The sequence below is a fragment of the Sphingopyxis flava genome, from assembly GCF_900168005.1.
GTDB lineage: Bacteria > Pseudomonadota > Alphaproteobacteria > Sphingomonadales > Sphingomonadaceae > Sphingopyxis > Sphingopyxis flava.
Genome location: NZ_FUYP01000002.1, coordinates 126,498 through 146,331, shown reverse-complemented (window position 1 = coordinate 146,331; position 19,834 = coordinate 126,498). Strand labels below are relative to the sequence as shown.

The window sequence follows — 19,834 nt, the reverse complement described above, 5'->3', positions numbered from 1 at the left end:
CCCTTGTCTGTTTTGAGGGTGGGATCTTGAGCATCCCCCTCGCGCTCCTCTGGCGCATCGCGCGTCGCGACCTTGCGGCGCGCATCCGCGGGCTCCGGCTGCTCGCGGTCTGCCTCTTTCTCGGTGTCGCAACGCTTGCCGCAATCGGCAGCCTGACCCGCGGCATCACGTCCGAGCTCGAAGCGCGCGGGCAGACGATCCTCGGCGGTGATATCGAGTTCAGCCTACCCCAGCGCGAAGCGACCGCGGACGAAATGGCCGCCTTTCGCCGCGAAGGCCGCGTCTCCGCCACGGTGCGGCTGCGCGCCATGGCGAACAATGCCGACGGCGAGGCGCTCTTGTCCGAGCTCAAGGCGGTCGACGACGCCTATCCGCTCTACGGCACGTTGCGGCTCGAGAAGGGAGCGCGACGTGGCGCGCCGCCCCCTGGACGCATCTGGATCGGCCAGGATCTCGCCTCCCGGCTCGGCCTTGAACGCGATTCCAGCGTGAAATTCGGCGAGATGACGTTTGTAGTGGACGGCATTGTCACAGACGAACCCGATCGGCTGGGCGAGGGCTTCACGCTCGGGCCGGTCGCGATTATCGGGCTTTTGGACCTCCCCGCGACGCAGCTGATCCAGCCGGGCAGCCTTTACGAAAGCAAGTACCGCGTCCGTCTGCCGATAGGCGCGGACGTCGAGGCGGCACGCAAACGGCTCGCCGCCGCTTTTCCCGAGGCCGGCTGGGACATCACCGACCGCAACAATGGCGCGCCGGGCACGCGGCGCTTTATCGAACGCATGGGTCAGTTCCTGTCGCTGGTCGGCCTCGCCGCACTCGTCATCGCGGGAATCGGGGTCGGCAACGGGGTTGCAACTTATCTCGCGGGCAAGCGTCCGGGGCTTGCGACGCTGAAAGTGCTCGGCGCGGACAGCGCGGCGCTGATGCAGATCTATGCGCTCCAGATCCTCGCGGTTGCGGCTGGCGCTATAATCCTTGGTCTCGCAGTCGGGGCGCTTGCGCCGCCTCTTGTCACGGCCATTGCGGGCGATGTCTTGCCGGTGAAGCCAGGCCTGGCCATCTATCCGCTGCCGCTTGCTGTCAGCGCCGCTTATGGCCTGCTGATCGCCGTCGCTTTTGCCCTTCCTCCCCTCGCAGCGGCGCGCCAAGTGCCCGCGGCAGGGTTGTTCCGCGCCACCGTCGACCGACTTGCGCGGCCCGAGCCGCGCACCGTCCTTGCGGTCGCGGCGGCGCTTGCCGCCATTGTCGCACTTGCAGTCGGTACCGCGCGCGAGCCCTGGTTCGCGCTCGGCTTCGTTGGCGCCGCTGCGGGTCTTCTCCTCCTTCTTGTAGGGCTCGGCTGGCTGGTGCGACGCGGCGCGAGCAAGTTGCCGCGGCCTCGACGTCCGCTGCTGCGTCTCGCGCTCGCCAATCTCCACCGGCCGGGCGCCCCAACGGGCGCACTTGTCGTTGCGCTCGGGCTGGGTCTCACCCTGTTCGTCGCACTCGCCGCTATCCAGACGAGCATGACGGCCGAAATCGCGCGCACCGTGCCTCAGCGTGCGCCGAGCTTCTTCGTTCTCGACGTTCCCCGCGATGGTGCCGAGCGCTTTCGCGGGCTGGTGACGCATGCTGAGCCAAAAGCCGAGATCAACCTCATCCCGGCGCTGCGCGGTAGCGTCACCGAATATGCGGGCCAGCGCGTCGACGAGCTCGCAGAGCTGCCCGAGGGCGCATGGGTGCTGCGGGGCGATCGCGGCCTGACCTATAGCGCCGAACTGCCGCAAGGAAGCGCTCTGGTCGGCGGCAGCTGGTGGCCGACAAACTACAAGGGACCGCCGCTGGTCAGCGTCGAGCAGGAGGTGGCCAAATCGCTGGATCTGAAACTTGGCGATACGCTGAGCGTCAATGTGCTCGGCGTAGAAGTGCAAGCAAAGGTCGCCTCCTTGCGCACGGTCGAATGGGACAATTTCGGTCTTAACTACGTTCTCGTCTTCTCGCCGGAAAGCTTCGACTCGGCGCCGCATAATATGATCGCAACCATAGCGGTCAGTCCGGAGGCCGAAGCCGTGCTCGCCCGCGACATTCCGCAGGCTTTCCCCTCGGCCTCGCTCATCGCGGTGCGCGACGTGGTAACGCAGGTGACAGCTCTTCTCACCCAGATGAGCCAGGCGATCGCGGCCGCGGCGAGCATTGCGATCCTCGCAGGCATAGCCGTTCTGATCGGTGCGATTGCGGCGAGCCGCGAGCGGCGCGTCTATGATAGCGTCATCCTGAAACTCCTCGGCGCAACGCGCGGACAGATACTTGCGGCGCAGGGGGTCGAATATGGTCTGCTCGCGGCAGTGCTTGCAATTTTGGCGCTCGGACTTGGCCTCAGCTCGGCCTGGTATGTGGTCACGCAGCTCTTCGATTTTCGCTTCGCGCCCGATCCCCTCATCGTCGGCCTGACCCTGCTTGGCGGCGCCGGCCTATCTTTTCTGATCGGCATCGCGGGAAGCTGGCCCCTGCTCTCGACGCGCCCGGCGCGCGCACTGCGAAATCTCTAGTTCAGCAGTCGTACCACCGCCGAGATGGCGGCAATGCCCAGTACAACCGCAACCATCGCCTGCCAGACATGCGGCGGCACGCGGCCGAAGTGGCGCCCCCCGGCCCGATTGCCGAGCCACATGGGGAGGAAGAGGAGCAGCGCGATCAGAAAGAGCCGCTGCGTCGCGATGCCCACCCACAGCGCCGCGGCCGTCCCGGCGATCGAGGTCAGGAAGAAGATGAGGAGCATCGAGGCGCGCGCGACGCGCGGCTCAAGGTGGCGGCGAAGATAGAAGGGCACCACTGGCGGTCCTGGCATCGCCGCAAAGCCCGTCAATATCCCCGAGGCGACCCCGGTGCCGATCACCGCGCCGCGTCCCGGCCGGTGCCCCTCGGGCTGCTTCGGCAGCAGCACCGCGACGAAGGCGCCGACAGCAACCACCGTAATCAAAAGCCGCGCGACGTCGGGACGCGTAACGTCGAGCACCGCCATTCCGATCGGCGTCGTTGCCATGGCGATCAGCCCGATCGGAAGCGCGGTTTGCCGGTCAGCGCCGGCGTGGATCAGTCCTATTCCCACCGGGCCGATAAGCAACTGCAACAATATGCCGAGAACCACCGCCTGCGCGGGAGGAATGATAAGCCCGAGCAGCGGCACGAGGATGATCGCCATCCCGAAGCCGGTCAGCCCGCGTACATAGGCGGCCCCAAAGGTCATCGCCGCCGCACCCGCGAGTGTCAGCGGCGCAAATCCGAGTATCTCGTAGAGCGCTGTCAAGCCGCGCGCAGGTCTGGCGGCGTGGCCTCAGCGCTCAGCATCGCAATCGCCTCGGCGAGCGGCATGATGCGCTGCCCCTCCTGTCCCAGCGTGCGGACCGCGACCGTACCTTCCTCGGCTTCGCGCTTGCCGACGACAAGGAGATGAGGGACCTTGGCGAGGCTGTGCTCGCGTACCTTGTAGTTGATCTTCTCGTTGCGAAGATCGCTCTCGACGCGGATGCCCGCCTCCCGAAGTTGCGCCGCGGCGTCACTCGCATAATCGTCGGCATCGGACACGATCGTGGCAACCACCGCCTGGACTGGCGCGAGCCAGGTCGGAAAGCGGCCTGCGAAATGCTCGATCAGGATTCCGATGAAGCGCTCGTAACTGCCAAAGATCGCGCGGTGGAGCATGATCGGGCGGTGGCGCTCACCATCCTCGCCGATATAGCTTGCATCGAGACGCTCGGGTAGAACGCGGTCGGACTGGATGGTCCCCACCTGCCAGGTGCGGCCGATCGCGTCGGTGAGATGCCATTCGAGCTTGGGCGCATAAAAGGCGCCCTCGCCGGGCAGCTCTTCCCACCCATATTCGTCGTTGGCAAGGCCCGCGCGAACCACCGCGTCACGCAGCTCGGCCTCCGACAGGTCCCACATTTCCTCGCTGCCGAACCGCTTGTCGGGGCGCAGCGCGAGCTTGATCGCATAGGAAAAGCCGAAGTCCTTGTAGATGCGGTCGGCAAGCGCGCAGAAGCTGCGCACCTCATCGATGATCTGGTCCTCGCGGCAAAAGATATGCGCGTCGTCCTGCGTGAACTGGCGCACCCGCATCAGGCCGTGAAGCGCGCCATGCGGCTCGTTACGGTGGCAACAGCCATTTTCATATATGCGCAGCGGCAAGTCGCGGTACGACTTGATCCCCTGGCGGAAGATCAGAACGTGCGCGGGGCAGTTCATCGGCTTCAAGGCCATCCACTCAGCCTCATCCGAGACGAGCGGACCTTGATCCTCCGTGTTCGGGATTTCGTCGGGGATAACGAACATATTTTCGCGATATTTTCCCCAGTGGCCCGATTGCTCCCATTGGCGCGCGTCCATGACCTGCGGCGTCTTGACTTCCCTGTAGCCCGCGCCGTCGATCGCGCGGCGCATATAGGCCTCCAGTTCGCGCCAGACGATATAGCCATGCGGATGCCAGAAGACGCTCCCGTGCGCCTCCTCCTGCAAGTGGAACAGATCCATTTCGCGGCCAAGCCGGCGATGGTCGCGCTTCGCGGCTTCCTCGAGCTTGTGAAGATGGGCGTCGAGCTGCTTCTTGTTGAGCCAGCCGGTGCCATAGATGCGGGTCAGCTGCGCGTTCTTCTGATCGCCGCGCCAATAGGCCCCCGCGACCCGCATCAGCTTGAAAGCCTGGGGATCGACCTTGCCGGTGCTCGCAAGATGGGGACCACGGCACATGTCGAGCCAGTCGTCACCCGACCAGTAGACGGTCAGCTCCTCGCCCTCGGGCAGTTCCTTCGCCCACTCCGCCTTGAAGGTTTCGCCATCCTTTTCCCATTTGGAAATCAGCGCATCGCGGCTCCATACCTCGCGGCGGAGCGGCTTGTCGGCGCGGATGATCTCGCGCATCTTCTCCTCGATCGCGGGCAGGTCGTCCATAGAGAAGGGATCGCGGCTTTCGGGCGCCTTCACATCATAATAGAAACCGTCCTCGGTCGCGGGACCGAAAGTGATCTGCGTTCCGGGCCACAGCGCCTGCACCGCTTCTGCCAGAATATGGGCATAATCGTGACGAACAAGTTCGAGCGCGTCAGCCTCGTCGCGGCTTGTAATGAGCGCGAGCTTCACGTCGGCTTCGAGCGGTCGCATGATGTCGCGCACTTCGCCGTCGACCCTGGCAGCGAGCGCCGCCTTCGCAAGCCCAGGGCCGATGGCCGCCGCAATCTGTGCCGGGGTGGTCCCGCGCGCAACTTCTCGGGCAGAGCCATCGGGAAGGGTGACGCGGATCAAGTCGGACATCGTGAAAACAGGCCTTTCGGGGCGGAATTGCCGGGCCCCTTTGCCAGTATGCGCGGGGAGCGGCAAGGGGCGGATTAGACTCGATTGGCGAAGCGGCGCGGCAGGACTATGCTGGCGCCATGTCCGACGCACCGTGCCGCAGCATCGCCGCGATTCTGCCTTGCCGCGACCTTGACGCCAGCACAGCCTTTTACAAGCGGCTTGGTCTCCAGCTCGTAAGCGACCATGGCAGCTATCGCCTGCTCGGCGATGGCGCGGGCTGGCAGCTTCACCTTACGAGCGAGTCGCCGCAGGAATGGCTGGTGCCGGGACAGAATCCATTCGGTCTCTATTTCTACACCGACAAGGTGGACGAGATCGCAAAAGCGGTCCACGACGCGATCCTGGGTCCGGTCAAGGCGCCGATACACAAGCCGTGGGGCATGTATGAATTTGCTGTTTCAGACCCTAGCGACACGTTGGTGCGCATCGGCTGGCCCAGTCGGTTGATCAGCTAGATCGCCCGCATTTCGGAAGCCTTTCGCGCCTTTCCAGACAAGCAAACCAATCACTTTGTCAATGTTGCTTGACTTTATCGCTCAAGACTGTAAATGTCCCTTTACAACTCTACAAGGGAACTTGACTCATGACGATGAATCCTGCGCAGCGCCGTTATCTCGGCCGGATGGTGGTCGTATCGGTAACCTACGTTGCCGCGATCTTTCTGGCTGGCTCGCTCTTGCCGAAGGGCTCGCCTGCGACGCCGCTCAGCGTCGCGATTGCGCTGCTGCCCGGTCTTGCCGTCTTCGGCTTCATCTGGGCAATCGGACGCTATTTCAGCGAGCTCACGGATGAGTATCTGCGGCTCCTTGAGATCCGCAAAGCGCTGGTTGCGACAGCGCTCGCGCTCGGCGTTGCGAGCAGTTGGGGCATCCTGGAAATCTATACCGACGTCCCGCGCCTGCCCGTTTTCTGGGTATTTCCAATCTGGTGCTTCGGCCTGGGCGTCGGTGCTGCCGTCAACAAGCTGACCTTCGGTGACGGGGGGTGCGCATGAAGAACCGCCTCAAGGTTCTGCGCGCCGAACGCGACTGGAGCCAGGGCGATCTGGCCGAACGACTCGAAGTATCGCGCCAGTCGGTCAACGCGATCGAGACGGGCAAATATGACCCATCACTTCCCCTCGCTTTCCGCATCGCCGACCTGTTCGGCCTCCCCATTGAAGACATTTTCCTGAAGGATTGAAGCCATGCGGAAACTCGTCCCCATCACGGGACTCCTTGCGCTCCTCTTCGCCGATCCCGCGGCCCATGCGCAAGCCGCCCAGCCCGCAAATTCCTGCACTTGGCCGCGCATCGAGGGGAGTCGGATCACTATCGAGGTCGAAGGCGACGGCCCGGACGTCGTGTTGATTCCCGGGCTTTCCTCACCGCGCGCAGTATGGGGCGAGACCGCACAGCGGCTGAAAGACAGATATCGCCTCCACCTGGTCCAGGTGCGCGGGTTTGGGGACGACGCGGGAGTGAACGCGCAAGGTCCGGTGCTCGAACCGATGATGCAGGAAGTCGCAGACTATATCGACGATTGCATCACCAACGCGGGGCGCCCCGCCCCAGCCGTGGTCGGCCATTCGCTCGGCGGCTTGACCGGCCTGATGATCGCGGCGCGGGCACCGCACGAGGTCGGCAGGCTTATGGTTGTCGATGCGGTACCGTTCATAGGCACCATCTTCGCACCGGGTGCGACGGCCGAGTTGATGAAGCCGCAGGCCGAAGCGATGGCGGCCGCGATGCGCGCGCAATATGACGCACCGAAGCCAGCCACCCCCGTCGCCGATCCCGGCCCGGCGAGCATGGCCGGGACCATGTCAAACACCCCCGCGGGTCGCATCGCGGTGGCGGGCTGGATGCACGGCGCCGACCCGAGGGTCAGCGCCCAGCTTTTCTACGACGACCTCACCACCGACCTGCGCGGAGAACTCGGGAAGATCGCGGCGCCAGTCACCTTGCTCTATGCGCAGGACGACAGCGTCATGGCCGCCGACGCCGCAAGGCAAGCGTTCGAGCCTCAATATGAGGGCATAGCGAAGTTCAAGGCGCAAATGGTGACGGGTAGCCGCCATTTCATCATGCTCGATCAGCCCGCGGCATTTGCGAGGGCGCTTGATGCGTTCCTGGCGGAATGAGCTTTACCGTTCGTTGCTACGCGCGCGGCAAGCCGCAGGCGGTGCGGCGCCTGCCTTGCCGGGATCGCCTGCCAGCGCTAGGGGAAGGGGCAGCCGGAAAGGAACCTGCATGTTCAAGCGCCTGTTCGTCGATCATCCGCGGAGCGTCGACGAAAATTACATCGAGCATTTCGGTGTCGCCTCGCGCTTTGGCCTGACAATGATCTGGGGTGGGCTGTGCGCGCTGGTTCATGCGTTTGTCCCCGGATGGTGCATCACCACCGGTAGCGATACGATTCAGCGCCTCAACCGCATCATGGTCGAACAGCGCCGCGCCAAGGGACAGGCCGTGACGCAGATGCAAACGGTCGACTGGGTTATCTGACGGCGTTTCCGGTGACCGAGCTTTCCCCGCCTGCCTATCTCGACCGAACCGGTCGACCGCGCCTCGCCTATCGCCATGTCGAAGGCACCGGGCCGACGATCGTCTTCCTCCCCGGCTATATGTCCGACATGGAAGGCGGAAAGGCGAGCGCGCTGTTCGCCTGGGCAGCGGCCGAGGCACGCGCTTGCCTGCTCCTCGATTATGCGGGCTGCGGCGCATCGGAAGGACTGTTTCGCGACCAGACATTGCTCGATTGGCGCGGCGACGTGCTGGACCTGATCGATGCCAAGACGAGCGGCCCGGTGCTGCTCGTCGGATCATCGATGGGCGGCTGGCTGATGCTGCTGGTGGCGCTGATGCTGCAGGCGCGCGACGGACCAGGCCGGGTCGCGGGGCTGGTCGGCATAGCTGCGGCGCCCGATTTTACCGACTGGGGTTTCTCGCCGGAAGAAAAGGCGATGATCCTCGCCGCAGGCGCGCTGATCGAGGAGACCCCCTATGGCGACCAGCCTTATGTCACGACCCGCGCCTTCTGGCAGTCAGGCGAGGCGAACCGGCTACTGGGTGCCGACATTGCGCTGACCTGTCCGGTCCGCCTGCTCCACGGTCAGGAAGACGGCGACGTTCCTCCCGAGATCAGCCTTCGCCTGTCGGCGGCGCTGGCGAGCGATGACGTCCAGATCACCCTGGTCAAGGGAGGCGATCACCGTCTCTCGCGCCAAGGCGACATCGCGCTTTTGATCGACACGGTCGCGCATCTTGCGACGAGCATCCCTGTCGCGCGTGCCGCGACCCCTATCTGAAAGAAATGCATGGCCCGCAGCGATTTCCGTTTCCACCTCACCAAGCGCGTCCGCTACGCCGAGATCGACGCGCAATCGGTCGTGTTCAACAGCCGCTATCTTGAATATTTCGACATCGGCATCACAGAATATTGGCGTGCTGTCGGAGTATATGACCGTTGGCCGCATCACGAGAGCCCCGAATTCCATGTCGCGCGGGCGGAGGTGGACTACAAGGCACCGATCCTGCTCGACGAGCAGATCGACATCTGCGTGCGCTGCTCGCGGGTCGGGCGAAGCTCGATGACCTTCCTTTTCGAGTTGCACGGATCAGGCCGCGACGATCTTCGCGCAACGGGCCTTGAGGTCAGCGTCCACGTCGCGGAGGCGCGCGGCGCACCGGCGCCCGTGCCCGAGGAACTGCTCGCGATGTTCGAAGCGTTTGAAGGACGGCCCCTTCGTGCCTAAATAAGGGCATGACCCAATATCTTCACACCATGATCCGCGTCACCGACCCCGGCGCGACCGTCGCCTTCTTCAAGCTTATCGGGCTTGAGGAGGTTCGCCGCTTCGACAATGAAGCGGGGCGCTTCACGCTGATTTTCCTTGCCGCTCCGGGCCAGGAGGAGATTGCCGAGGTCGAGCTGACCTATAATTGGCCGCCCGAAGACGGCAGCCCGGCAGAGACCTACGAAGGCGGGCGCAACTTTGGCCACCTCGCCTACCGCGTCGACGATATTTACGCGACGTGCCAGCGGCTGATGGACGCGGGGGTAACCATCAATCGGCCGCCGCGCGACGGGCATATGGCCTTCGTGCGGTCGCCCGACGGTATTTCGGTCGAGCTGCTGCAGGACGGCCATTTGCCCCCGCAGGAACCTTGGGCATCGATGCCGAATAGCGGAAGCTGGTAAGGTGATCGCCGATCACCAAGGCTGAAGGATGCCCGCTCCGTCGAAAGGAGCAGAGGCCGGAAGCGAAAGGAGACAATCGTGGCACAGCTCGATATCGTCCGTATCCCCGTTCTCAGCGACAATTATGTCTGGCTCGTCCACGATCCGGAAAGCTCTGAAACGATGGTGGTCGACCCCGCGGTAGCCGATCCGGTGCTCGCCGAGGCCGACGCGCGCGGCTGGACGATCACTGCAATCTGGAACACCCACTGGCACCCCGATCACACCGGCGGCAATGCTGCCATCAAGGCAAAGACCGGATGCGAGATCATCGTCCCGGCCGCCGAGCGCGAGCGCATTCCCAGCGCCGACCGATCGGTGGCAGGCGGCGACCATGTCCAGCTCGGCGCGCATGTCGCGGATGTGTGGGATGTGCCCGCGCACACGGCGGGCCATATCGCCTATCATTTTGCCGACGACGGCGCGATCTTCGTCGGCGACACAATGTTTGCGATGGGCTGCGGCCGCCTGTTCGAGGGAACGGCAGAGCAGATGTTTGCCAATATGCAGCGGCTCGGCACCCTCGACGATGCGACGCGCGTCTACTGTGCGCACGAATATACGCTGTCGAATGCGCGCTTCGCCGTGACCGTCGATCCCGGCAATGATGCGCTGGCCGCGCGGCTCGCCGAGGTCGAGGCTGCGCGCGCCGCTGGCGAGGCGACCGTCCCCACCACGATCGGCGCCGAGCGCGCGACCAATCCTTTTTTGCGCGCACCGAGCGCAGCCGAGCTGGGACGGATCCGCGCGCTCAAGGATGCCGCGTGACCGCGCCCAGCCATTTCAGCGCCCATTCTTTGGGACGCCTTTACTGACCCCGCATGATGCAAGGAGTATGATCATGGCTTATTGGAATCTCCTCTGCGCCGCCGCTTTGATGACGGCAACCGGGCCGATCCTCGCAAGCTGCGCCCCGCCTGGCACGGCGAACGCCGGAGCGGCAGCGCTGACGCCCAAACAGGCCGAGACCCTTAACAAGCAGCTCGCGGGCAAGGTGGCAGGCGCCCCCGAAAAATGCCTCCCAAGCTTCCGGACCAACGACGCGATCCGCGTGTCGGACACTATTCTGCTCTACCGCTCGGGCAGCAATCTCGTTTATCGCAACGATCTTAAGGGAAGCTGTCCGGGCCTCGCGCGCGACAGCGACATCATGGTGATCAAGCAGTTCGGATCGCAACTCTGCAGCGGTGATTTCTTCCACCTGGTCGACCGCTCGAGCGGCATCCGTGGCCCGACCTGCGTCTTCGGCGACTTCGTCCCCTATCGCAAACCGGCGGGGGACGCCGGCTGAGCCCTCGGTTCAGCGGCAGGCGGGCCCGGTTTGCGCCGCGCTCTTCGGGTCGCAGCCCGCCTGCCAATGGAAGGATATAGGTCGCGGCCCGCCGGGGCTCATATCGCCTAACTTCCGTACAGCGCCGCGATCTTGCCTGCGTAGACCTCTTTCAGCACATGGCGGCGAATCTTCATCGAAGGGGTCATCTGCTCATTCTCGATCGTGAAAGGCTCGTCGGCGAAGTCAAATTTTCGCACCTTTTCGATCACGGAAAGCTGGTCGTTCACCCGGTCGACCGCAGCGCGCACCGCGGCGCGAAATTTTTCATGCTCGCGCAGCAGCGCAAGCTCTCTGGGTAGCCCCCCGGCCTCGGCCCATTCGGCGGCCCACTCGGGGTCGGGAACGAGAATGCCGACGAGGTGCGGACGCTTGTCGCCATAGACCATCGCCTGGAGAATCTCGGGCTGGAGCGTCAGCATGCCCTCGACCCGCTGCGGGGAGACATTGTCCCCCTTGTCATTGACGATCAGATCCTTCTTGCGGTCGGTGATGACGATGCGGCCCTTAGGGTCGATATGGCCGATGTCACCGGTGTGCAGCCACGGCCCCTTGTCGGGTTCGGCGGGATCGGGGACGAGAACGCGCTGGGTCTCCGCCTCATTACGCCAATAGCCCTGCATGACGAGCTCGCCGCGTACGCAGATCTCTCCGTCATCGGCAATCCGCACCTCGGTGTCCATGAGCGGCGGACCGACCGTATCCATCTTGAGTCCCGCCGACGGACGGTTGCAACTGATCACTGGCCCCGCCTCGGTCTGACCATAGCCCTGCAGCAGCGTGAGGCCGATCGAGTGGAAGAATACACCGATTTCAGGGTTGAGCGGCGCCCCGCCCGAGACCAGCGCCTTCATCCGCCCGCCGAAGCGTTGCTGGATCTTGGGCCGAAAGAGCTTGTTGAGGATAAGGTCGACGGGGCGATCGAGAAGGCCCATGCGACGCTCATAATCCTTCTCGCCGACACGTAGCGCCTGCGTGAGCATCCAGTTTGCAAGCTTGCCCTGCTTTTCGACCGACTTGATCATCCGCGCGCGAATGACCTCGAACAATCGCGGGACGACGACCATGATCGTCGGCTTGGTCTCCTCAATATTCGAGACGAGCTTCTCGAGCCCTTCGCTGTAATAGATCTGTGCGCCGACCATGATCGGCAGGAACTGTCCGCCCGAATGCTCATAGGCGTGGCTGAGCGGCAGGAAGGAGAGGAAGACCTCTTCGTCGCCGATCCCGAAGTCGTTGACCAGAATCTCGGCCGCGCCGGCGCCATTGTGCAGGATCGCGCCATGATGCTGCATCACCCCGCGCGGGGCGCCGCCAGTGCCGCTTGTATAGATGAGACAGGCAAGATCCTCGCGCTTCATCGCGAGCCCCCGTGCCCTTGCCTCCTCCAGATGCGCTTCGCCGCCCCCAACGAGCGGGTCCCAGTCGAGCACCCGGACATCGCCCTGCTGGCCGACGCGCAGCGGCTCCATGCTGATCACGATATTGGCGTTTGAGCGCAAGACGGCGGGCATCAGCGCGCGCGCAAGCTTGGCGGTCGAGACGATCACGGCGCGCGCGCCGCTATTGTCCAGAATATGCTGGTGGTCACGCTCGGTGTTGGTTGTGTAGGTTGGAACGGTGATGCAGCCTGCAGCCATGATGCCAAGGTCCGCGATGCAGAATTCGGGTCGGTTTTCGCTAACCAGCACCACCCGGTCGCCCTCTTTCAACCCGAGTTCGCGCAAATTGTGCGCAAGCGCCGCCACCTGATGGGCAACCTGGCGCCAGCTCAGCGGATGCCACGCGCGATCGACCTTGCGCCACAGGAACGGGTCGTCGCCGCCGCGCGCCGCGCGGTCGAAGAACATCGCGACCAGACTCGGGAAATGGTCGAGATGCGGATGTTCGAGCTTCATGCCTCTTCTCTCCCGGGAGGATCAGTCTCTTGGATATTATTCGGAGGCGGCCGTCGGATCGGCAATCGCCCAGTTACCCGGCGTACGCGGATCGGCGGCGCCGCGCCAGCCCGTCGGCGTGCGCTCGGCGGCATTGACCTTCGAGCCGAAATTCGCGGGCCGGATCGGCTTGCCGAACACCGCCGATTCCTGGGCGATGGTCTTGCCCATTTCATTGTCCTCGATGATTGCGCCTTGCTCGTCGAAAAAGAGGTTGGGGAGTGCGATCGCCTCCTCAGCGGTCAGCCCCCAGTCGAGAACGCCGATCAACGTCTTGGTCACATGCATGATGATCCGCTTGCCGCCCGCCGAACCAAGGGCGAGGATCGGCCGATCATCAGGGCCATAGACGATCGTGGGCGACATCGACGAGAGCGGCCGCTTTCCCGCCTCGACCCGGTTGGCGACGGGTTTTCCGTCCTGTTCCGCCGCAAAGGTGAAATCGGTAAGTTCGTTGTTGAGCACATAACCGTTGGCGACCAGATGGCTGCCAAAGATCGATTCGACCGTCGAAGTCATCGACGCGACATTTCCTTCACCATCGACCGCGACAAAATGGGTCGTTCCATGTTCAGCGACCGGGCCCGAGGGCGCGCGCGGCTCGGCCCCCGGCGGCGTGCCGGCGGGATAGTCGCTGCGTACCTTATAGGGCGAGATCAGCATCCGGCGCACCGCGAGATACTGCTTGTCGAGCAGACCCTTCACCGGAACGTCCACGAAATCGCTGTCGCCAAGATATTGTCCGCGATCGGCATAGGCGAGTTGCATCGCCTCGGCGAGCAGGTGCCAGCTCATCACATTGTCCTTGCCCATCGCCTTCATGTCATAGGCTTCGAGCATGCCGAGAATGCCGAACACCGTGGTTGCGCCCGACGAGGGGGGCGCCATGCCGCAAAGCTTGTAAATGCGGTAGGTTGTACAGACCGCGGGCCGCTCCTTCGCCTGGTAGGCTGCAAGGTCGGCGAGCGCCATCTTCGCCGGGTTGCGCGGAGCCTGCGTCACCGCCTTGACGATGGCCTGCGCGTTGACGCCGCTGTAAAAGGCGTCGGGGCCCCGCGCCGCAATGTCACGGAGCAGCGCTGCATAGGCGGGATTCTTGATCACTGTCCCCACCGGCGCGGGCTTGCCATCAACATAGTAGATCGCACGGATCTCGGGAAAATCTTTCCAGACATCAGCAAAGCGGTTCATCAGATTGTGGAGAACCGGGGTGACCTCGAAGCCTTTGTCGGCAAGCGCAATCGCCGGCGCGAAGAGATCAGCCCAAGGCAGCTTGCCCCAACGCCTGTGCACCTCCTGCATCAAGCGAATATTGCCGGGAACGCCCACCGAAAGCCCACCGGGGACGACATCCGTGAAGCCGCGCGGCTTTCCGTTCTTGTCGAGAAAACGATCGGGTGTCGCTGAAGCAGGCGCCGTTTCGCGGCCGTCGATCGTCGTGATCTCGCCTGTCTTGGCGTCATGATATAGGAAGAACCCGCCACCCCCGATGCCGCTCGACTGCGGCTCGACCAGCGTCAGGACCAGCATCATCGCCATTTGGGCATCGGCGGCTGAGCCGCCCTTTTCCAGTATCTCACGCCCCGCCTCGGTCGCGCGCGGATCGGCGGAGGAAGTGACGCCCTGTGCCGCGGCGAGCGACGGAAGGACGATGACGAACAGGCTGAAGGCAGCAAGGAGTCGCTTGATCATGCGCGCGACATTGGCGCGAGGGCCCCGACTGCGCAAGCCCGGGGGGCAAAGGAGAAGATGCTGTTTCTCTCCTATACGGTGAAGCTCTCGCCGCAGCCGCACGCACCCTTGGCATTGGGGTTCTCGAACACGAAACCTGCGGAGAAGTCATCCTCCACCCAGTCCATGACGCTGCCGATCAAATAAAGGACCGAGGCGCCATCGATGTAGAATATCCCGCCCGGCGTTTCGATCTTCTCGTCGAACCGGTCGGCCTCGGTCACATAATCGACCGAATAGGCAAGCCCCGAGCAGCCGCGCCGCGGCGTCGACAGCTTGACGCCGATCGAGCCCTCGGGCGCGGACGCCATCAGTTTCGCAATCCTTGCCTCGGCAGCGGGGGTGAGCGTCACTGCGGCAGGACGAATGCGGGTTTTGGTATCGGTCATAATCATCATCTCCCTCCTCCCGCGCGCGGGAGAGGTGGGCCGTCACTCGGCTTTATATAGGGATGGATTGGCGCTGCGCCCACCCCCAACCATGCCAGGGGGGGCGGTTACAGCATCCCCAATTCAAGACGCGCTTCATCACTCATGTTCGCAGGACTCCACGGGGGATCCCACACCAGGTGAACCTCGGCATCGCCGACCCCTGGTACCGCGCCAACGCGAAGCTCAACCTCGCCCGGCATCGATTCAGCGACCGGGCAATGGGGCGTCGTCAGCGTCATGGTGATCAGGACGTGGCCCTCGTTGATCTCGACATTATAGATGAGCCCAAGGTCATAGATATTCACCGGGATTTCAGGATCGTAGATATCCTTGAGCGCGTTCACCACGGCTTGGTGCAGATCGCCGCCGACCCCGTGCGGATCAACCTCGGCGGGTTTGGCAGCAAGAAATCCTTCCAGATAATCGCGCTTGCGTTCGAGCTTCTCGGCAGCGGGCTCGGCATCCTCGACGCGCGCCTTGGGCGGCGGCGGCACGCTTTCCACTTCCTCGATCCGATACATGCGTTCCTCGTTCATCCGAAAATCCTTTCGACGCGCGCCAGCCCTTCGATCAGCGCGGTCACATCATCCTGGTTGCTGTAAAGCCCGAAGCTTGCCCGCGCGGTGGCCGGCACCCCCAGATGCTCCATCAGCGGCTGCGCGCAATGATGTCCGGCGCGGATCGCGACCCCATTCTCGTCCAGGATCGTCCCGATGTCGTGTGGGTGAACCCCCGCCATCGCAAAGCTCACGATGCCGGCGCTGTTCTCCGGGCCAAACAGGGTAATACTGTTCTTGCGCGCAAGCTGCTCGCGCAGCGAAGCCACCAACGCGCATTCATGCGCGCGGATCGCCTCGATTCCGTGCTGTGCAATATATTCCACCGCCGCCGCAAGCCCCAGCGCCTCGACGATCGCCGGCGTTCCGGCCTCGAAACGTGTTGGAGCAGGAGCATAGCTTGTCTTCTCGAAGGTCACGCGGTCGATCATCGACCCGCCACCCTGCCACGGCGGCAGCGCGTCGAGCTTGTTGCTCCAAAGCACCCCGATCCCGGTGGGGCCATAAAGCTTGTGCCCCGAAAACACATAATAGTTGCAGTCCAAGGCCCCGACGTCGACCGGCAATCGCGGCACGGCCTGACACCCATCGATCAGCAGTTCAGCGCCGACGCGGTGAGCAAGCTCCGCCGCTCGCGCGACGTCGAGAGGACTGCCCAGCACGTTCGAGACATGGGCAAAAGCTACCATCTCATGCTCGGGCGTGAGGAGCTTTTCGGCAGCGACAAGGTCAATGCTGCCATCCTCAGTCAGCGGGCAGACATCGACTTGCCACCCCGCGAGCTGCCACGGCACGATATTGCTGTGATGTTCGAGCATCGAGAGCAGAACCCTGCCCTTGCGGGGATGGCTGTAGGCCACCAGATTGATCGCCTCGGTCGCCCCGCGCACGAAGGTGACATCATCTTCGCGTGCGCCGATAAATGCCGCAATCCGCCGGCGGGCCGCCTCATAGGCGAGCGTCATGTCGGCCGAGCGCGCGTAGACGCCGCGATGAACGGTCGCATAGTCGCGGCCCATCGCCTTCACGGTCGCGTCAATCACGGCCTGCGGCTTCTGCGCGGTCGCCGCGGTGTCGAGATAATGCCAGTCGGTGGTCAGACCGGGAAAATCGGCGCGAACATCGGGCAGCGTTCGAACGGCGGCTTTGATGCTCACACCAGCTCTCCCAGTTTTGCGAGCGCCAGATCCTGGAGGTGCGCCTCCTCGGCTGCCCCGTCGAACACGCCGGCAACGAACGCCTGAAGCAAGATCGTCTTCGCCGCGGCGGGAGGCATCCCGCGCGACTGCATATAGAAAAGCGCGTCGCCATCGAGCTCGCCGATCGCGCAGCCGTGCGCGCACTTGACGTCGTCAGCGAAGATTTCGAGCTCGGGCTTCGCGTTGGCGGTCGCACTGCGGTCGAGCAGCATCGCTTTCACATCCTGCTCGCTGTCGGTCCGCTGCGCACCGCGCGCCACCGCGACCTTCCCAAGATAGGTGCCGGTGGCGGTGCCGGCGAGCACCGAGCGTACCGTCTGCCGCGACGTCGCGCCGGGTTCGGCATGGATGACGGTGGTGACGATCTCGAGATTCTGTTTGCCGCCGCCGATCTGGGCTGCACCGAGCGTAAAATCGGCGCCTTCGTAGAGCGTCACGGCGATTTCGATCCGGCCATAAGAGCCGCCGACGTTGAGGATGTGAAGCGCCGCGGCCGCGTCTTTGCCAACGCTCATTTCGATCCGGTGTATCGTGCCCGCATCTTGCACGATCTCCCGGCGAAAATCGCCGCCTGGGGGGACAACGATCGTCTCGGCCGGAGCAAGCGGCCACGCCGCTGCGAGCGCCTCGATGTCGCTATAGCGCCACGCTTCGTCGCGGCGGGACGGAAGGGCGGTAATGGTCAAGCCGCGATCTCCGCATAGCCCTCGCGTTCGAGTTCGAGCGCGAGGTCCGCGCCGCCCGACTTGACGATGCGGCCCGCGGCGAGGACGTGGACATAGTCGGGCTCTACATAGTCGAGCAGCCGCTGATAATGGGTAATCAGCAACACCGCCTTGTCGGGACGGCGCATGATCGTATTGATCCCGTCGCCCACGATGCGCAGCGCATCGATGTCGAGACCTGAGTCGGTTTCATCGAGGATCGCGAGCTTCGGGTCGAGGATGCCCATCTGCACCATCTCGTTGCGCTTCTTTTCGCCGCCCGAAAAGCCCACGTTCACGGGACGTTTGAGCATATCCATGTCGAGCTTCAAAAGCCCCGCCTTCTCGCGCGCAACCTTCAGGAAATCGCCGCCCGACAGCGGCTCCTCCCCGCGCGCCCTGCGCTGGGCATTGAGGCTTTCGCGCAGGAACTGAAGGTTCGAGACGCCCGGAATTTCGACCGGGTATTGAAATCCGAGAAACAGACCCGCCGCAGCGCGTTCGTGCGGCTCCATCTCGAGCAGATCTTGCCCCTCAAAGGTCGCCGACCCTTCGGCGACGTCATAGCCGGGGCGCCCGCCAAGAACATAGGACAGCGTCGACTTGCCCGCGCCATTTGGACCCATGATCGCGTGGATTTCACCCGCGTTGATGGTGAGTGAGAGCCCTTTCAGGATCGGCTTGTCCGCGACCGTCGCGTGGAGATTTTCAATTCTTAGCATTGCCATCGATCCTGTATTCATTGGCCTCGATCTGGACGGAGTTGCCGTTGATCTTGAGGGTCTCGTCTCGCCGAACGCGGACAAATTCGTGCGCGCCGCCAACCGGGTTATAGGGGATCAGGACAAAGTCCGGGTCCGATCCCGAAGCGATCGGGCGCCGCCTGCGAAAGAGCGATCGAAACCTCACCCGACGCTTCCTTCCAGACTGATTCCCAACAGCTTCTGTGCCTCGACTGCAAATTCCATGGGCAGTTGCTGCAGCACTTCCTTGGCGAAGCCGTTGACGATCAGCGCCACCGCCTCTTCCTGCGAAAGGCCTCGCTGCATCGCGTAAAAAAGCTGGTCGTCGCTGATCTTGCTCGTCGTCGCCTCATGCTCGACCTGCGCGGAGGGATTGCGAACCTCGATATAGGGCACGGTGTGCGCACCGCAGCGGTCGCCGAGCAGAAGGCTGTCGCACTGGGTGAAGTTGCGCACGCCGTCGGCATTGGGCGCGACACGCACCAATCCGCGATAGGTGTTGTTCGACCTGCCCGCGCTGATGCCCTTCGAGACAATGGTCGAGCGGGTGCGCTTGCCATTATGGATCATCTTGGTCCCGGTGTCGGCCTGCTGATAATTGTTGGTGACCGCGACCGAGTAGAATTCGCCAACGCTGTCGTCGCCGTTCAGCACACAGCTGGGGTATTTCCAAGTGATCGCGCTGCCGGTTTCGACCTGCGTCCACGAAACCTTGGATCTCGCGCCCTGGCAGAGCGCGCGCTTGGTCACGAAATTGTAGATACCGCCCTTGCCCTCGGCGTCGCCCGGGTACCAATTCTGGACGGTCGAATATTTGATCTCGGCATCGTCCAGCGCGACGAGCTCGACGACCGCGGCATGGAGCTGGTTCTCGTCGCGCATCGGCGCGGTGCAGCCTTCGAGATAGCTCACATACGCGCCCTGGTCGGCGACGATCAGCGTGCGCTCGAATTGCCCCGTATTCTCCGCGTTGATGCGAAAATAGGTCGATAGCTCCATCGGACAGCGCACGCCCTTGGGCACATAGACGAAAGTACCGTCCGAAAAGACCGCACAGTTCAACGCCGAAAAATAATTGTCATGCTGCGGCACGACCTTGCCGAGCCACTTTTTGACGAGGTCGGGATGTTCGCGGATCGCCTCGCTGATCGACAGGAAAATAACACCCGCCTTCTTGAGTTCTTCGCGGAAGGTCGTCGCGACGCTGACGCTATCGAACACGGCATCGACCGCAACCTTGCGCGCGCCTTCGACGCCGGCAAGAACCTTCTGCTCCTCGATCGGGATGCCAAGCTTCTTGTAGACCTCGAGGATTTCGGGATCGACCTCGTCGAGGCTGTTCAGCTTGGGCTTCGCCTTGGGCGCGGCATAATAATAAGCATCCTGATAATCGATCGGCGGGACGTTGAGCTTTGCCCAGTCGGGCGGCGTCATCGTGAGCCAGTGGCGATAGGCCTTGAGCCGCCAGTCGAGCATCCATTCGGGCTCGTTCTTCTTCGCGCTGATAAAGCGGACGATATCTTCCGAAAGCCCCTTGGGCGCGAATTCCTGCTCAATATCGGCGGACCAGCCATGCTCATAATCAGCAACGCGCAGGGCAGCCTCGCGCGCGGCTTGGTCCTTGACGGGCGTTTCAGTGTTATCGGTCAT

22 protein-coding genes are annotated in these 19,834 nt (G+C 63.6%); 11 read left to right on the top strand and 11 right to left on the bottom strand.

The window, feature by feature from the left end:
- Positions 1–23: 23 nt before the first annotated feature.
- The gene (locus B5X69_RS02235) at positions 24–2,531 is read left to right on the top strand and encodes an ABC transporter permease (protein ID WP_425441488.1); all 2,508 of its coding nucleotides are present in this window, start codon (positions 24–26) and stop codon (positions 2,529–2,531) included.
- Here B5X69_RS02235 and B5X69_RS02230 read toward each other — a convergent pair.
- Together B5X69_RS02230 and thrS are read right to left on the bottom strand one after the other, a co-directional pair.
- Positions 2,528–3,289: a sulfite exporter TauE/SafE family protein gene (locus B5X69_RS02230; RefSeq protein WP_079637064.1), complete on the bottom strand. Its 762-nt coding sequence runs from the start codon at positions 3,287–3,289 to the stop codon at positions 2,528–2,530. The genes B5X69_RS02235 and B5X69_RS02230 overlap by 4 nt on opposite strands.
- Complete coding sequence (thrS, locus tag B5X69_RS02225) at positions 3,286–5,289, bottom strand: threonine--tRNA ligase (protein WP_079637063.1); 2,004 nt, start codon at positions 5,287–5,289, stop codon at positions 3,286–3,288. The genes B5X69_RS02230 and thrS overlap by 4 nt, the downstream gene beginning before the upstream one ends.
- Before the next feature lie 119 nt (positions 5,290–5,408).
- On the opposite strand from thrS, the gene B5X69_RS02220 reads away from it, so the two are divergent.
- The 10 genes from B5X69_RS02220 (at position 5,409) to B5X69_RS02175 (ending at position 10,843) form a co-directional block, all read left to right on the top strand.
- Complete coding sequence (locus B5X69_RS02220) at positions 5,409–5,786, top strand: VOC family protein (protein ID WP_079637062.1); 378 nt, start codon at positions 5,409–5,411, stop codon at positions 5,784–5,786.
- A 128-nt stretch (positions 5,787–5,914) separates the two neighbouring features.
- Positions 5,915–6,325, top strand: coding sequence for a hypothetical protein (locus B5X69_RS02215; RefSeq protein WP_079637061.1), 411 nt, complete (start codon positions 5,915–5,917; stop codon positions 6,323–6,325).
- The gene (locus tag B5X69_RS02210; protein ID WP_079637060.1) at positions 6,322–6,513 is read left to right on the top strand and encodes a helix-turn-helix transcriptional regulator; all 192 of its coding nucleotides are present in this window, start codon (positions 6,322–6,324) and stop codon (positions 6,511–6,513) included. Before B5X69_RS02215 ends, B5X69_RS02210 begins: the two co-directional genes overlap by 4 nt.
- 4 nt (positions 6,514–6,517) lie before the next feature.
- Positions 6,518–7,453 (top strand): alpha/beta fold hydrolase, encoded by a 936-nt coding sequence (locus tag B5X69_RS02205; RefSeq protein ID WP_079637059.1) that lies wholly within the window; start codon positions 6,518–6,520, stop codon positions 7,451–7,453.
- Between the two features lie 109 nt (positions 7,454–7,562).
- Positions 7,563–7,817 carry a DUF6356 family protein gene (locus B5X69_RS02200; protein WP_079637058.1) on the top strand — a complete coding sequence of 85 codons (255 nt, stop codon included), beginning with the start codon at positions 7,563–7,565 and terminating at the stop codon, positions 7,815–7,817.
- A gap of 11 nt (positions 7,818–7,828) precedes the next feature.
- A complete protein-coding gene (locus B5X69_RS02195; protein WP_079637057.1) occupies positions 7,829–8,620 on the top strand; it encodes an alpha/beta fold hydrolase in 792 nt (263 codons plus the stop codon).
- Between the two features lie 9 nt (positions 8,621–8,629).
- Positions 8,630–9,067, top strand: coding sequence for an acyl-CoA thioesterase (locus B5X69_RS02190; protein WP_079637056.1), 438 nt, complete (start codon positions 8,630–8,632; stop codon positions 9,065–9,067).
- Positions 9,068–9,075: 8 nt separating this feature from the next.
- Positions 9,076–9,513, top strand: a complete 438-nt coding sequence (locus B5X69_RS02185) for a VOC family protein (RefSeq protein WP_079637055.1) — start codon at positions 9,076–9,078, stop codon at positions 9,511–9,513.
- Between the two features lie 78 nt (positions 9,514–9,591).
- The gene (gloB, locus tag B5X69_RS02180; protein WP_079637054.1) at positions 9,592–10,320 is read left to right on the top strand and encodes a hydroxyacylglutathione hydrolase; all 729 of its coding nucleotides are present in this window, start codon (positions 9,592–9,594) and stop codon (positions 10,318–10,320) included.
- A 73-nt stretch (positions 10,321–10,393) separates the two neighbouring features.
- Complete coding sequence (locus B5X69_RS02175) at positions 10,394–10,843, top strand: hypothetical protein (RefSeq protein WP_079637179.1); 450 nt, start codon at positions 10,394–10,396, stop codon at positions 10,841–10,843.
- Between the two features lie 107 nt (positions 10,844–10,950).
- Here B5X69_RS02175 and B5X69_RS02170 read toward each other — a convergent pair whose 3' ends face one another.
- From B5X69_RS02170 to sufB, 9 genes are all read right to left on the bottom strand, one after another.
- A complete protein-coding gene (locus tag B5X69_RS02170) occupies positions 10,951–12,780 on the bottom strand; it encodes an AMP-dependent synthetase/ligase (RefSeq protein ID WP_176141488.1) in 1,830 nt (609 codons plus the stop codon).
- Positions 12,781–12,816: 36 nt separating this feature from the next.
- On the bottom strand, positions 12,817–14,511 hold the full coding sequence (ggt, locus tag B5X69_RS02165) for a gamma-glutamyltransferase (protein ID WP_079637053.1): 1,695 nt from the start codon (positions 14,509–14,511) through the stop codon (positions 12,817–12,819).
- Positions 14,512–14,582: 71 nt separating this feature from the next.
- Positions 14,583–14,945 (bottom strand): HesB/IscA family protein, encoded by a 363-nt coding sequence (locus tag B5X69_RS02160; RefSeq protein WP_079637052.1) that lies wholly within the window; start codon positions 14,943–14,945, stop codon positions 14,583–14,585.
- Positions 14,946–15,046: 101 nt separating this feature from the next.
- Positions 15,047–15,517, bottom strand: a complete 471-nt coding sequence (locus B5X69_RS02155) for an SUF system Fe-S cluster assembly protein (RefSeq protein WP_079637051.1) — start codon at positions 15,515–15,517, stop codon at positions 15,047–15,049.
- The gene (locus B5X69_RS02150) at positions 15,514–16,695 is read right to left on the bottom strand and encodes an aminotransferase class V-fold PLP-dependent enzyme (protein ID WP_079637050.1); all 1,182 of its coding nucleotides are present in this window, start codon (positions 16,693–16,695) and stop codon (positions 15,514–15,516) included. The genes B5X69_RS02155 and B5X69_RS02150 overlap by 4 nt, the downstream gene beginning before the upstream one ends.
- The gene (locus B5X69_RS02145) at positions 16,692–17,423 is read right to left on the bottom strand and encodes a SufD family Fe-S cluster assembly protein (protein ID WP_079637049.1); all 732 of its coding nucleotides are present in this window, start codon (positions 17,421–17,423) and stop codon (positions 16,692–16,694) included. The genes B5X69_RS02150 and B5X69_RS02145 overlap by 4 nt, the downstream gene beginning before the upstream one ends.
- On the bottom strand, positions 17,420–18,163 hold the full coding sequence (gene sufC / locus B5X69_RS02140; protein ID WP_079637048.1) for a Fe-S cluster assembly ATPase SufC: 744 nt from the start codon (positions 18,161–18,163) through the stop codon (positions 17,420–17,422). Before sufC ends, B5X69_RS02145 begins: the two co-directional genes overlap by 4 nt.
- Positions 18,150–18,350: a hypothetical protein gene (locus tag B5X69_RS02135; protein ID WP_079637047.1), complete on the bottom strand. Its 201-nt coding sequence runs from the start codon at positions 18,348–18,350 to the stop codon at positions 18,150–18,152. The genes sufC and B5X69_RS02135 overlap by 14 nt, the downstream gene beginning before the upstream one ends.
- The gene (gene sufB, locus B5X69_RS02130) at positions 18,347–19,834 is read right to left on the bottom strand and encodes a Fe-S cluster assembly protein SufB (RefSeq protein ID WP_079637046.1); all 1,488 of its coding nucleotides are present in this window, start codon (positions 19,832–19,834) and stop codon (positions 18,347–18,349) included. Before sufB ends, B5X69_RS02135 begins: the two co-directional genes overlap by 4 nt.

Excerpts from the sequence above, each read along its gene's own strand:
- B5X69_RS02220 (WP_079637062.1), top strand. The coding sequence starts at position 5,409 with ATGTCCGACGCACCGTGCCGCAGCATCGCCGCGATTCTGCCTTGCCGC.
- B5X69_RS02190 (WP_079637056.1), top strand. The coding sequence starts at position 8,630 with ATGGCCCGCAGCGATTTCCGTTTCCACCTCACCAAGCGCGTCCGCTAC.
- thrS (WP_079637063.1), bottom strand. The coding sequence starts at position 5,289 with ATGTCCGACTTGATCCGCGTCACCCTTCCCGATGGCTCTGCCCGAGAA.
- B5X69_RS02215 (WP_079637061.1), top strand. The coding sequence starts at position 5,915 with ATGACGATGAATCCTGCGCAGCGCCGTTATCTCGGCCGGATGGTGGTC.
- sufB (WP_079637046.1), bottom strand. The coding sequence starts at position 19,834 with ATGACCGATAACACTGAAACGCCCGTCAAGGACCAAGCCGCGCGCGAG.
- B5X69_RS02155 (WP_079637051.1), bottom strand. The coding sequence starts at position 15,517 with ATGAACGAGGAACGCATGTATCGGATCGAGGAAGTGGAAAGCGTGCCG.
- B5X69_RS02175 (WP_079637179.1), top strand. The coding sequence starts at position 10,394 with ATGGCTTATTGGAATCTCCTCTGCGCCGCCGCTTTGATGACGGCAACC.
- sufC (WP_079637048.1), bottom strand. The coding sequence starts at position 18,163 with ATGCTAAGAATTGAAAATCTCCACGCGACGGTCGCGGACAAGCCGATC.
- ggt (WP_079637053.1), bottom strand. The coding sequence starts at position 14,511 with ATGATCAAGCGACTCCTTGCTGCCTTCAGCCTGTTCGTCATCGTCCTT.
- B5X69_RS02205 (WP_079637059.1), top strand. The coding sequence starts at position 6,518 with ATGCGGAAACTCGTCCCCATCACGGGACTCCTTGCGCTCCTCTTCGCC.
- B5X69_RS02170 (WP_176141488.1), bottom strand. The coding sequence starts at position 12,780 with ATGAAGCTCGAACATCCGCATCTCGACCATTTCCCGAGTCTGGTCGCG.
- B5X69_RS02210 (WP_079637060.1), top strand. The coding sequence starts at position 6,322 with ATGAAGAACCGCCTCAAGGTTCTGCGCGCCGAACGCGACTGGAGCCAG.
- B5X69_RS02160 (WP_079637052.1), bottom strand. The coding sequence starts at position 14,945 with ATGATTATGACCGATACCAAAACCCGCATTCGTCCTGCCGCAGTGACG.
- B5X69_RS02200 (WP_079637058.1), top strand. The coding sequence starts at position 7,563 with ATGTTCAAGCGCCTGTTCGTCGATCATCCGCGGAGCGTCGACGAAAAT.
- B5X69_RS02185 (WP_079637055.1), top strand. The coding sequence starts at position 9,076 with ATGACCCAATATCTTCACACCATGATCCGCGTCACCGACCCCGGCGCG.